We start from the raw sequence: 12929 nt of genomic DNA on the forward strand, positions 1-12929 counted from the left end.
ACGTGTCTGCGCGCATTTTCTTAAATAAACGCCAGAATCTGAGATGTGTAGCGCAGGGTCGGTGAGATGTCCGTCCCTAGCTTGCGCCACGTTGGCGATTGCCCGTGCGCGCTCGGCAGGAAATAGGATGGATTAGAAGAACAATTTGCCTGATGTACTGGGCAATACCGTGAGAGTGTCGCTATGAAAGCAGGTTTGTACCGTCCTGATGAGTTCAAGGATAACTGCGGCTTCGGCCTGATTGCCCACATGCAGGGTGAGGCGAGCCATCACCTGCTGCAGACCGCAATTGAAGCCCTGACATGCATGACCCACCGTGGCGGTATTAACGCTGACGGTAAGACCGGTGACGGCTGTGGTCTGCTGATTCAGAAACCGGATGCTTTCCTGCGAGCCATGGCTCTGCAGCATTTCAATACCGAACTGCCTGACCAGTACGCAGTTGGTATGGTGTTCTTCAATCAAGACCCGGTAAAAGCCGAAGCCGCCCGCGAGAACATGAACCGCGAGATTCTGGCAGCGGGCCTGACCCTTGTTGGCTGGCGCAAAGTGCCTGTCGACACCAGTGTTCTGGGCCGTCTGGCACTTGAGCGCCTGCCTCAGATCGAACAGGTTTTCATCGGCGGTGAAGGCCTCAGTGACCGCGAATTTGCGATCAAACTGTTCAGCGCCCGTCGCCGTTCTTCGGTGGCCAACGCTGAAGACAGCGATCATTACATCTGCAGCTTCTCCAACAAGACCATCATCTACAAAGGCCTGATGATGCCGGCGGACCTGCAGCAGTTTTACCCGGATCTGGGTGACGAGCGCCTGCAGACCAGCATCTGCGTGTTCCACCAACGCTTTTCTACCAACACCTTGCCGAAGTGGCCGCTGGCTCAGCCGTTCCGCTTCCTCGCGCACAACGGTGAAATCAACACCATCACCGGTAACCGTAACTGGGCACAGGCGCGCCGCCTGAAGTTCGCCAACGACCAGATCTTTGATCTGGAAGAACTCGGCCCGCTGGTTAACCGTGTCGGTTCTGACTCCTCCAGCATGGACAACATGCTGGAGCTGATGGTCACCGGTGGCATCGACCTGTTCCGTGGCGTGCGCATGATCATTCCGCCAGCCTGGCAGAACATGGAAACCATGGACGCCGACCTGCGTGCGTTCTATGAGTACAACTCCATGCACATGGAACCCTGGGATGGCCCGGCCGGTGTGGTACTGACCGACGGCCGCTACGCCGTGTGCCTGCTTGACCGCAACGGCCTGCGTCCGGCGCGTTGGGTCACCACTAAGAACGGCTATATCACCCTGGCTTCGGAAATCGGTGTGTGGAACTACGCGCCGGAAGACGTGCTGGCTAAAGGTCGCGTTGGACCCGGGCAAATCCTGGCGGTGGATACCGAAACGGGTGAGATCCTCAACAGCAGCGATATCGACAACCGCCTCAAGTCACGTCATCCCTACAAGCAGTGGATGCGTAAAGGTGCGCACCGTATCAAGGCGCGTCTGGACGACACAGATCACGGCTCCTCGTTCTACGATCAGGACCAGCTCAAGCAATACATGAAGATGTATCAGGTCACCTTTGAAGAGCGTGATCAGGTCCTGCGTCCGTTGGGTGAGCAAGGTCAGGAAGCAGTCGGATCGATGGGCGACGACACGCCGATGGCGGTGCTGTCCCAGCGTATCCGTTCGCCGTATGACTACTTCCGTCAGCAGTTCGCACAGGTGACAAACCCGCCGATTGACCCGCTGCGTGAAGCGATCGTGATGTCGCTGGAAGTCTGCCTGGGCGCCGAGCGTAATATTTTTGAAGAGTCGCCGGAGCATGCTGTCCGTGTGATTCTCAGCAGCCCGGTTATCTCGCCAGCCAAGTGGCGTGCACTGATGGAGCTGGACCGTCCTGGCTTCGAGCGTCACTTCATCGACATGAACTACGACGAGTCGGTCGGTCTGGAAGCCGCTGTGCGCAACATGGCTGATCAGGCTGAAGAGGCTGTACGTGCCGGTAAGGTGCTGCTGGTTCTGACTGACCGTCACATAGCGCCGGGTAAGCTGCCGGCCCATGCTGCGCTGGTAACCGGTGCCATTCACCATCGTCTGACCGATAAAGGTTTGCGCTGCGACTGCAACATACTGGTGGAAACCGCAACAGCCCGCGACCCGCACCACTATGCGGTGCTGATCGGCTTTGGTGCGTCGGCGGTTTATCCGTTCCTGGCGTATGAAGTGCTCGGCGATCTGATCCGCACCGGCGAAGTGCTGGGCGATCTGTATGAAGTCTTCAAGTACTACCGCAAAGGTATCGCTAAAGGCCTGCTGAAGATCCTGTCGAAGATGGGTATCTCCACTGTTACCTCGTACCGCGGTGCGCAGCTGTTCGAAGCCGTAGGCCTGTCGGATGAAGTGACCGAGCTGTGCTTCCGTGGTGTCGCCAGCCGCATCAAGGGTGCGCGTTTTGTCGATATCGAAGCCGAGCAGAGACTGCTGTCCAACGAAGCCTGGAGCGCGCGTAAGCCGATCCAGCAGGGCGGTCTGCTCAAGTTCGTGCATGGCGGCGAGTACCATGCGTACAACCCGGATGTGGTCAACACCCTGCAAGCGGCTGTACAGCAGGGCGACTATGCCAAGTTCAAGGAATACACCACGCTGGTTGATAAGCGCCCGGTGTCGATGTTGCGCGACCTGTTCACCCTGAAGCTGGCAGACAAACCGCTGCCGCTGGATGAGGTCGAGCCGCTGAGCGCCATTTTGAGCCGCTTTGACTCTGCTGGTATTTCCCTCGGCGCGCTGTCGCCGGAAGCTCACGAAGCCATTGCCGAAGCGATGAACCGCCTCGGTGCGCGCTCCAACTCCGGTGAGGGCGGCGAAGACCCGGCCCGTTACGGCACCGTGAAGAGTTCGAAAATCAAGCAGGTGGCGACTGGCCGTTTCGGGGTAACCCCGGAATACCTGGTCAACGCCGAAGTGCTGCAGATCAAAGTCGCTCAGGGTGCTAAGCCGGGCGAGGGCGGCCAGCTGCCGGGCGGTAAGGTCAACGGCCTGATTGCGCGTCTGCGTTACGCCGTACCGGGCGTGACTCTGATTTCGCCGCCGCCACACCACGACATCTACTCCATCGAAGATTTGGCGCAGCTGATCTATGACCTCAAACAGGTCAACCCGCAGGCGCTGGTATCGGTCAAGCTGGTGGCTGAGGCTGGCGTCGGCACCATCGCGGCCGGTGTGGCCAAAGCTTACGCCGACCTGATCACCATCTCCGGCTACGACGGTGGTACCGGCGCATCGCCGCTGACCTCGATCAAATATGCCGGTGCGCCGTGGGAGCTGGGCCTGGCCGAAACTCACCAGACCCTGCGTGGTAACGACCTGCGTGGCAAAGTCCGTGTACAAACTGACGGCGGCCTGAAAACCGGTCTGGATGTGGTCAAGGCGGCAATCCTCGGTGCGGAAAGCTTCGGTTTCGGTACTGCGCCGATGATCGCTCTGGGCTGTAAGTTCCTGCGTATCTGCCACCTGAACAACTGCGCCACCGGCGTTGCGACTCAGAACGACAAACTGCGTAAGGACCACTTCATCGGCACCGTTGAGATGGTGATGAACTTCTTCACCTACGTCGCCGAAGAAACCCGCGAGTGGTTGGCCAAACTGGGCGTACGCAGCCTGGAAGAGCTGATCGGTCGTACTGATCTGCTCGACATCCTGCCGGGTGAAACCGACAAACAAGGCCATCTGGACCTGACGTCGCTGCTGGGTAGCGATCACATTCCGGCGGACAAACCACAGTTCTGCCAGGTTGACCGCAACCCGCCGTTCGATGAAGGCAAGTTGGCTGAAGAAATGGTCAAGCTGGCCAAGCCTGCAATCGAGTCCTCCAGCGGTGCTGAGTTTGATCTGGACATCTGCAACTGCGACCGATCCATTGGTGCCCGTGTGTCCGGCGAAATCGCCCGTAAACACGGCAACCAAGGCATGGCCAGTGCGCCGATCACTTTCCGTTTCAAAGGCACTGCCGGTCAGAGCTTCGGTGTGTGGAACGCCGGTGGCCTCAACCTGCGTCTGGAAGGCGATGCCAACGACTACGTCGGCAAGGGCATGACTGGCGGCAAGCTGGTGATCGTTCCGCCAGCAGGCAGTCCGTTCAAGACGCAGGAGTCGGCCATCATCGGCAACACCTGCCTGTACGGTGCAACCGGAGGCAAACTGTTTGCTGCAGGTACCGCGGGCGAGCGCTTTGGTGTGCGTAACTCTGGTGCTCACGCCGTGGTTGAAGGTACGGGTGACCATTGCTGCGAATACATGACCGGCGGCTTCGTCTGCGTACTTGGCAAAACCGGCTACAACTTCGGTTCTGGTATGACCGGCGGTTTCGCCTACGTATTGGATCTGGATAACAGCTTCTATGACCGTGTGAACCACGAGCTGGTGGAAATCCAGCGCATCAGCAACGAAGCCATGGAGGCTTATCGCAGCCACCTGGAAGACGTGCTGGCCGAATACGTGGCTGAAACCGGAAGTGAGTGGGGCGCTGAACTGCTGGAAAACCTCGACGACTATCTGCGCAAGTTCTGGCTCGTGAAGCCGAAGGCTGCCAGCCTCAAGTCGCTGCTCTCCAGCACCCGTGCCAACCCGCAATAAGAATGCGCCTGAAGCTTGATGAGGTATTGAAATGACTGAACGTCTCAACAACGACTTCCAGTTCATCGAAGTCGGGCGCAAAGACCCGAAGAAGAAACTGCTGCGTCAGCGTAAAAAAGAGTTCGTAGAAATCTACGACACCTTCAAACCTGCTCAGGCTTCTGAGCAGGCTCACCGCTGCCTGGGTTGCGGTAACCCGTACTGTGAGTGGAAGTGCCCGGTGCACAACTTCATCCCTAACTGGCTGAAGCTGGTCTCCGAAGGCAACATCCTCGCCGCTGCGGAGCTGTCGCACCAGACCAACACCCTGCCGGAAGTCTGCGGCCGCGTGTGCCCGCAGGACCGTCTGTGCGAAGGCGCGTGTACCCTGAATGACGGTTTCGGTGCCGTCACCATCGGCTCGGTGGAGAAGTACATCACCGACACCGCGTTCGCCATGGGCTGGCGCCCGGATATGTCCAAGGTGAAACCGACCGGTAAGCGTGTTGCTGTTATCGGTGCAGGCCCGGCAGGTCTGGGCTGCGCGGACGTACTGGTACGCAACGGCGTAACCCCGGTGGTGTTCGACAAGAACCCGGAAATCGGCGGTCTGCTGACCTTCGGTATCCCTGAGTTCAAGCTGGAAAAGACCGTGCTGAGCAACCGTCGCGAAGTCTTCACCGGCATGGGTATCGAGTTCCGCCTCAACACTGAAATCGGCAAAGACATCACCATGCAGCAACTGCTGGATGAGTACGATGCCGTGTTCATGGGCATGGGCACTTACACCTACATGAAGGGCGGCTTCCCCGGTGAAGACCTGCCGGGTGTGACCGATGCGCTGGATTTCCTGATCGCTAACGTCAATCGCAACCTCGGTTTCGAGAAGTCACCGGAAGACTTTATCGACATGAAGGGTAAGCGCGTGGTCGTGCTCGGTGGTGGTGATACCGCCATGGACTGCAACCGTACTTCGATCCGTCAGGGCGCTAAGAGCGTCACCTGCGCCTATCGTCGTGACCAGCAGAACATGCCGGGTTCGCGCAAAGAAGTTAAAAACGCCAAGGAAGAGGGCGTGAAGTTCCTCTTCAACCGTCAGCCGATTGAAATCGTTGGCGACGGCAAGGTGGAAGGCATCAAAGTGGTGGAAACCCGCCTCGGTGAGCCGGATGCCCGTGGCCGTCGCAGTCCTGAGCCGATTCCGGGCTCCGAAGAAATCATCCCGGCTGACGCCGTGCTGATCGCCTTCGGCTTCCGCCCGAGCCCGGCAGCGTGGTTTAGCGACTTCAGCATCGACACTGACAGTCAGGGACGCGTTGTCGCACCCGAGAAAGGTGCGTTCAAACACCAGACCAGCAACCCGAAAATCTTCGCCGGTGGCGACATGGTGCGCGGCTCCGACCTCGTGGTGACGGCAATCTTCGAAGGTCGTAACGCCGCTGAAGGTATCCTCGACTACCTGGGCGTTTAAGCCCAAAGCAAGGTGATCGGGCAAGGCAACACGCTGATCTCGATCAAGGCGATAGATAAAAGGCACGGCTCTCACCGTGCCTTTTGTTTTGTGCTTTGCGACAATAGCGGACTTTATGCAGGGCACCTGTAAAATCTTGCCGGAATCGCCTCCACAACGGGCTTAAAAGCGCCGCTTGACTTGGGTTAGCGCATATTTTCCGTCTTTTTCAGCATAGCGATGGTTAAGCTGAAAGTTTTAGAGTTGCCCTGAGTTGTACGTCGGTGCGTGCCGGTTTGCCCTAAAACCCTACTCCGGGCGGGCGACAACCGTTCATTCGGCCTGCACACTGATGCACTGACGTTTCCGTCGAATTGCCAGGAATCTTGCCGATGTCCGCCTTGAAGAACGACCGTTTTCTCCGCGCCCTGCTTAAGCAGCCCGTCGATGTCACCCCTGTATGGATGATGCGTCAGGCTGGCCGCTACCTGCCGGAGTACCGCGCCACCCGTGCCAAGGCAGGCAACTTCGTCAACCTGATGAAGAATCCTGAGATGGCCTGCGAAGTTACTATCCAGCCGCTGGATCGTTATCCACAGCTGGACGCCGCCATCCTCTTCTCCGACATCCTCACCATCCCGGATGCCATGGGCCAGGGCCTGTACTTTGAAACTGGCGAAGGCCCGCGTTTCAAAAAGGTCATCAGCAGCCTGGCTGATATCGAAGCCCTGCCGATCCCGGACCCGGAGCAGGACTTGGGCTACGTGATGGACGCTGTGCGTACCATCCGCCGTGAACTCAATGGCCGTGTGCCGCTGATTGGTTTCACCGGCAGCCCGTGGACGCTGGCCACTTATATGGTCGAAGGCGGTTCCTCCAAGGACTTCCGCAAATCCAAAGCCATGCTTTACGAAAACCCACAGGCCATGCACGCCTTGCTGGATAAGCTAGCGAAGTCCGTCACGGCGTACCTCAACGGCCAGATCAAAGCCGGCGCACAAGCGGTACAGATTTTCGACTCCTGGGGCGGCTCGCTCTCTGCGGCGGCTTACCAAGAGTTCTCCCTGCGCTATATGAAGCAGATCGTTGATGGCCTGATCCGCGAACACGACGGCCGCCGCGTGCCGGTCATTCTGTTCACCAAAGGTGGTGGTCTGTGGCTGGAATCCATGGCCGACAGTGGCGCAGAAGCGCTGGGCCTTGACTGGACTTGCGACATCGGCAGCGCCCGCGCTCGCGTCGGCGATAAAGTGGCCCTGCAAGGCAACATGGACCCGAGCGTGCTCTACGCCAACCCAGCTGCCATCAGTGCCGAAGTCGGCCGCATCCTCGCCAGCTACGGCAAAGGTAGCGGCCAGGTCTTCAACCTCGGCCACGGCATCACCCCGGAAGTTGACCCGGCTCATGCCGGTGCCTTCTTCGAGGCGGTGCACGAGTTGTCGGCGCAGTATCACCAGTAAGGTGAGTCTTGGATTGAACAAAGAAGCCGCTATTTAGCGGCTTCTTTGTTCTGATGGGGGAGGTTGTTATTTATAGACGATAAAATGGCAGTTTCTTGTCTATTTTATAGGTACTAACCCTCTGCGGGCTGACAAGATATTTACGTCTTTTGTATTGTTTCGTCGAGTTAGGTTTTTCAGTACTTTATTTTGAGTTTCTGGTGACCAGAACAATTTTAGTTTTTTTCTGGCGCGTGTAATAGCTGTATACAAAATACTGTGTGTTATATCATCTTCGTTTGCAGTGGTTATGACTATTTTTACTGAGTCGTATTCAAGGCCTTGTGCTTTATGGATTGAGACAGCATAAGCTACTTGAAATGGTACGGTTGTATTCAGTGAATCGTCGTCATCATCGGTATTGTTTAGGCTATAAACACAGAAACGTACTGTCGAGTCGCCTACCCATTCTAGTTCGGAGTTATCTACATCAAGCTCAGTTAATGGACGGTCTAACTTTACATCAAATTGAATCATGCTTTGCGTAAGCACTATATCAACAATTTTTCCTTTTAGGTTGTTGTAGATTACTGGGCGAAATCTTTCCGTTTCATGGAACAGTACAGGGTCGCCTACTTTATAGGTTGACTCACGCCATGTTACTGTGGGGGATGGATTGCTGCTTTGTAAGAACCGATTTATGTTGTTGATACCATAAAGGCCATCATAGTTTAGACAGAGTATAATCTCATCTTTTTCCTGTGGTGTGAATAAAGATTCGTTTAATACAGCTGAATACCCGTTGTGTGCCATTGTTTCGGTTAGGTCGTGATCAATTGTTCTTAACTTTTCCCAAAGGGTCAGTAAGCCATTTTCGCTTGTTCTGTATGGGGTCTTTAGTTCGAATACCGAAGCCTTAGGGATGTATGAGCGTATTGCGTCGAACCAATTTCCGAATTGTATGGATTCGATTTGATATATGTCGCCGACCAGTAACAGTAATTTGTACTTGGTTTTTTTTAGAGTTCTTAAAAGGTCTGTGTTGCTTACAGTGCTACATTCATCGATTACAAGTAGGTCATATTCTTGGGTTGTGCTGGTTTTGATATGGCTGCTAATCGTTTTGAAGGTTGAGTTTTGAGCTTTTATCTTTCGTTTTAAGTTATCAGTGGCTGGATGGGTGTGCGCTAAAAAAAGTTTTGATTTGTCATTGAAGTAGTTGGAAATGTGGTCAATTGTTGTTGATTTTCCAGTTCCGGCTGCCCCGTATATTACTGCTACGCGAGAGCTACAGAACATGTTCTTTAGAGCGTCCCTCTTGCTCGGGTCATCAATTTCACGATTAGTATCAGTGATCCAGCGTTCTATTGCGGATGTGTAGCCTGAGATTCCAGCTGAAGTATATGTTTGAATCTCTTTAATTATGTCATGAGTATCGTCTTCATAACCTGAAATAAAAGCATGCTTTTTGTCGATGACTATTTTGCGGTGTTTGTGGGTTATATATATTCGCTTATTGTATTCTTGTACTATTTTTTCTACGTCACCAAAAATTTTCAATTCTTCAAGTGGCGTGTAGAGTTGCCCGTGCTGTTCAACGCTGTTATGTATTCTTCTGGCAAGAAGCTCATGAACTCTGGAGCTTGGGTCAATAGCTTCAATTAGGTCCCAGTAGCGAGGGTTGTGCCCCGGTAATGAAGTGCATAAAGGCATTGTCTCAAAAGGAATTGATGAATTGCTAATATGTAAGCGTGATAGGTATTGGGATTCAATGTTGTAATAAACATTTTTTATTATTTGGTTGTTCATTCTTAATATTAAATATCGAAGTATGTTGCTGCCGGGGAGTGACGGTTTTATTATTTTTCTGGCTTTGTCTAGTATCGGGAATATGATTGGTCTAGCATTATTGATAGATGCGGAAAGTTTTATAGATTCGTATTCTGTTTCGGGTAGTTCGATAATTTGAAGTAAGCTGCTGAATTTCTCAGTCAAGAGTCTCATGATGAGTGTATATTCATCTGAGTTGCTTCTGGCTGATATCTTTATGCCTAGAATTTTTGCCAAATTGTTAAATTCGCAAGGGCGAATTGAGGTTTCCCAGTCGTGAATAATGGTTATTGGCATTTGATACCCGAAAACTTCAATTTGCCCCTGTTTTAGTGTAAGTAAGGTGGCATGGTTTTCAGTTATTCTACTTTCTGAAAATGCTATTATTCTATCGGATTTATTGACCTTGTTTGTTGCTCGGTAAAATGTAACCTCATAATAAATTCTGTTATTGCAAACAAAAGGAGTGATTTTGTGGATGTAGTATCTGTCTTTGGAGTTTTTAGTTGATGTTGTGTTGCTCTTGATTATTTCTACTATTTTTTCGTGGTATTCTTTTAGTGCTGGATCAAGGTTTATGGGAAGGCTTTCTAGGTTTTGTAATATTGTGAAATTGAATTCATTATATGTTGTTGTTCGCAATCTATAGAGATATTCATAGTATTTTAATATCAGTCTTTCGGATGTGTCTGCATCGAATGTGAAGTGCGATGCGCTTTTTTGTAATAGTTCGTGAAATTTATAAATAAAATTCAATTTTGGTGTTTTTTGTATTTCTTTTAGTGCTGGTTTTATTGCTGAGTATTTAAATTCTTTGTTGATGTTTTTTTCTTGGATTAGGACGCTAATGCCTTCTACTAAATTCCTAAGTTGCGGTAGCAGGTTTTGTGAAAGAAAACCTCGCTCCCCATTAAATTTCTCAATGTTTTGGCATATTGCAGAGTCTGCGCATTGTATTTGACTTTTTATAGTAGCCATATCCGCATGCTCTCCTTTTGATTTATTGAATTCACGCTTAATGGTTCGATCTATCCATAATTTCCCGATACCGACCTTGGTATTCGGCAAAATCCAGACTTTTTTGGCTGAGCTGATAGAGCTGTTGCTCCAGGCTCAAGGTTGCAGCCGGTTGTGCCGCTGGCGGCTAGTTGGAATGGGCTCTGTCTGTGGGCTGTAGCGCTACGGCTTGTGGTATCGGCATGTTTCCACCTGCGCCTGAGCCAGCATTTCATCAATTACCGGACCGATCTTGGCCTCAGTCCCTTGCCACTTCATCAGTGATAAACCGCCTTTGTTACGCAGACGGTAAGTGCCGCTGGCGAGTTGGCGGCGCTCGCCGTCGAGTACGCGGATTTCTGCGGTGGAAAGGTAGGAGGCGACGTCCCAGCTGCGGCGGGCGGTGTAGGTGACGATATGGCTGCACTCACCGCGTTGGATCGTTGCGTACACCTTGGTCTGGATGCCGTGACGGGCGAAACCGGATTGCAACACCGTTACAAAGTCATCAACTTTTACTGCCGGGTTTTCTTCGATGCAGACGTGCTGGTTAATGCTCTGCAATGGAGAAACTTGTACCGCTGTGCAGCCACTGATCAATGTGAGTGCTAGCGCAGCAGTGAGGTATTTGCCCTGAGCGTTGAATCTGAAATGCATGACTTGTTCTTCTTATTGTGAGTGGCGTTCGATGCCTGATTACCGGGCAAGACTGGCACAGGGGGTGGCCAATTGTCATTATTTCGACTCTTAGCTAATCGAGCCGACTTCGGCTTAACTCGGCACTTTTCGTGTAAAAAGCCCCTCTGAATTGAATCGTTGAAGGCAGCGTATGGGGCTGCGCTTTATGCATGGCGTTGAATGGTTATGAACAATGAAAACCCAGGCCACTGAGCAAATCTGCCGGTCTTTATTACAGAAGGCGGTGCGGCGCGGTGTTGTTGATGTGGCGGAGAAGGCGGTTGTCTATCTGCTGCAACAGGGCGGTGCGGTGTGGCTGCGTAATCGTCTGGGCGTGATCGCCTGTGAAGAAGTGCTGGCCTATGTCGGGCGGCTTGAGTTTACGACGCAGGAAGACGCACTGATCCGCCAGTACACCGAGATGGCCCGTGCGGCGAAGAACAAGAATGCGGCGGGGCTGGGCAGCCTAGCGGCGGAGTTGGAGAACGGTTATCGCAGCCTGCTGGTTAAGGGCGATCCAGCAAGCAAAGACCTGAGGATCGTCGCTGAGGCTATCCGCCGCCCTGATGCTTTCTGGCAATGGATTCACAGCCAGCCAGTTGCAGGCAGCAATTTGAGCGTGATCGAAAAAGCCGAGGCTGCGTTTCGTGGCTCCGGCTTGCCGGGGGATAAGGTGTTTTCGCTGGCCAGCGCTTATCTGGCAGTGCTCAACCAGATCCCCACGCTCTCAATGCCGGAGTACGTTGTAGAAGCGTTTCCCTACTGGATCGCCATCGACAAACACACCGACCCGGGTAAGCGGGCGCTGCAGCAGTGCGCCGAGGCACTGAATGTGGAGTACAGAACGCTGGGGGCAATCCAGTACTACCTAGAGGGAGGGCTTTGCCGCAATCTGGAGCCTTCGCCCTGGTGGGAGCGGGATGTTCGTTGGCAGCTGGAGCGCTTGGGCGTACACGAAGGTAAGGCCGAAGCGATCTGGCAGAATGCGTCGGCCTACCTGCAAGAGCATCTGGCAGCGCAAGTCGAGGTGTTTAAGGACGAACTGGAGCACGCGTTTGAGCTGTATCGCAGCACGTTAAGAACGCAGGATTCGTTGTTCAGATAACAGTTCTGGAAGGGACAGGAAGGTGTGGATAACTCAGGTTATCCACACGCCCTGATCAAAGCTGACGCAAACCGCGCACGTATTGCACGAGCGATTGTTGCTCGTCTGCACTGAACTTTTCAGCGTAGGCCGGCATGGCGCCGGGGCCTTGTTGGATGGCGGCGATGATTTCGTCGTCGCTGGTGCGGTCCTGCCACTTGGTTTTGCTCAGGTTTTGGGCAAACGAGAGCCAGCCGCGCAGTGTGTTGGCGCGGCCGTTGTCGCCGTGGCATTTGGCGCAGTGCTGCTGGTAGAGCTGCTTGCCGTCTGTTTCAGCAACGGCAGGCAGGCTCGCCAAAAGCAGTAGCCCGGCTGTGAGACCGGGCCAAACAGCCTTACTTAACAATTGCGAGGTCGCCTTTGAGGGCTACGCCCGCCATGACGGCACCGGCGTGGCATTCGTATTTCTGGCTGTCTTTGTACTCGACGTTTTTGTAGTTGCTGGTCAGGTTAACCACGGCGTTGGCGCCAGCGGATTTGGCCGCGCTTTGCAGGCGTACCAGTGCAGATTGCAGGGCCCAGCTGCAAGCGGCTTCATCGCTCTTGTTGAAGGCGTTGGTCTTCTGGCTGGTGGTCACGCCTGGGCGTACGATTTGTACTTCGCCCCCCGGTTTGCCAGCCAAGTAGAACTTAACGCTGCCATCCAGGCGGCCTGCGCTGGTGGCTTCCTGGACCACTTGGTCGAAGGGCAGGAAGTGAGCCGTGTCGCGGGCTTGGCTGATGGCCGGGGCGAGACTCAGAACGATTGCTGCTGCAATCAACGATTTTATTTTCATAGCTT

Annotated in this window: 8 protein-coding genes; 4 read left to right on the forward strand and 4 right to left on the reverse strand. The window is 53.7% G+C overall.

The window, feature by feature from the left end:
- The first annotated feature begins 183 nt into the window (after positions 1–183).
- The 3 genes from gltB to hemE all read left to right on the forward strand — a co-directional run bounded on the left by gltB (position 184) and on the right by hemE (position 7521).
- Positions 184–4632, forward strand: a complete 4449-nt coding sequence (gltB, locus tag AO726_RS09865) for a glutamate synthase large subunit (protein ID WP_058067886.1) — start codon at positions 184–186, stop codon at positions 4630–4632.
- A 31-nt stretch (positions 4633–4663) separates the two neighbouring features.
- Complete coding sequence (locus AO726_RS09870) at positions 4664–6082, forward strand: FAD-dependent oxidoreductase (RefSeq protein ID WP_058067887.1); 1419 nt, start codon at positions 4664–4666, stop codon at positions 6080–6082.
- Positions 6083–6453: 371 nt separating this feature from the next.
- Positions 6454–7521, forward strand: a complete 1068-nt coding sequence (hemE, locus tag AO726_RS09875; protein WP_058067888.1) for a uroporphyrinogen decarboxylase — start codon at positions 6454–6456, stop codon at positions 7519–7521.
- A gap of 99 nt (positions 7522–7620) precedes the next feature.
- On the opposite strand, the gene AO726_RS09880 is transcribed toward hemE, so the two are convergent.
- Together AO726_RS09880 and AO726_RS09885 are read right to left on the reverse strand one after the other, a co-directional pair.
- On the reverse strand, positions 7621–10308 hold the full coding sequence (locus tag AO726_RS09880; RefSeq protein ID WP_058067889.1) for an ATP-dependent DNA helicase: 2688 nt from the start codon (positions 10306–10308) through the stop codon (positions 7621–7623).
- Between the two features lie 201 nt (positions 10309–10509).
- Positions 10510–10983, reverse strand: coding sequence for an Sbal_3080 family lipoprotein (locus AO726_RS09885; protein ID WP_058067890.1), 474 nt, complete (start codon positions 10981–10983; stop codon positions 10510–10512).
- Between the two features lie 214 nt (positions 10984–11197).
- Between AO726_RS09885 and AO726_RS09890 the strand changes: the two genes are divergently transcribed.
- The gene (locus AO726_RS09890; RefSeq protein ID WP_058067891.1) at positions 11198–12109 is read left to right on the forward strand and encodes a hypothetical protein; all 912 of its coding nucleotides are present in this window, start codon (positions 11198–11200) and stop codon (positions 12107–12109) included.
- 55 nt (positions 12110–12164) lie between these two features.
- On the opposite strand, the gene AO726_RS09895 is transcribed toward AO726_RS09890, so the two are convergent.
- A complete protein-coding gene (locus AO726_RS09895) occupies positions 12165–12446 on the reverse strand; it encodes a c-type cytochrome (RefSeq protein ID WP_058067892.1) in 282 nt (93 codons plus the stop codon).
- A gap of 37 nt (positions 12447–12483) precedes the next feature.
- On the reverse strand, positions 12484–12924 hold the full coding sequence (locus tag AO726_RS09900; RefSeq protein ID WP_058067893.1) for a hypothetical protein: 441 nt from the start codon (positions 12922–12924) through the stop codon (positions 12484–12486).
- Positions 12925–12929: the final 5 nt, after the last annotated feature.

The sequence above is a fragment of the Pseudomonas sp. TTU2014-080ASC genome, assembly GCF_001446935.1.
Classification (GTDB): domain Bacteria; phylum Pseudomonadota; class Gammaproteobacteria; order Pseudomonadales; family Pseudomonadaceae; genus Aquipseudomonas.

What these genes read in the sequence shown, in the direction of transcription:
- gltB (WP_058067886.1), top strand. Translation starts at nt 184, where the DNA reads ATGAAAGCAGGTTTGTACCGTCCTGATGAGTTCAAGGATAACTGCGGC.
- AO726_RS09870 (WP_058067887.1), top strand. Translation starts at nt 4,664, where the DNA reads ATGACTGAACGTCTCAACAACGACTTCCAGTTCATCGAAGTCGGGCGC.
- hemE (WP_058067888.1), top strand. Translation starts at nt 6,454, where the DNA reads ATGTCCGCCTTGAAGAACGACCGTTTTCTCCGCGCCCTGCTTAAGCAG.
- AO726_RS09880 (WP_058067889.1), bottom strand. Translation starts at nt 10,308, where the DNA reads ATGGCTACTATAAAAAGTCAAATACAATGCGCAGACTCTGCAATATGC.
- AO726_RS09885 (WP_058067890.1), bottom strand. Translation starts at nt 10,983, where the DNA reads ATGCATTTCAGATTCAACGCTCAGGGCAAATACCTCACTGCTGCGCTA.
- AO726_RS09890 (WP_058067891.1), top strand. Translation starts at nt 11,198, where the DNA reads ATGAAAACCCAGGCCACTGAGCAAATCTGCCGGTCTTTATTACAGAAG.
- AO726_RS09900 (WP_058067893.1), bottom strand. Translation starts at nt 12,924, where the DNA reads ATGAAAATAAAATCGTTGATTGCAGCAGCAATCGTTCTGAGTCTCGCC.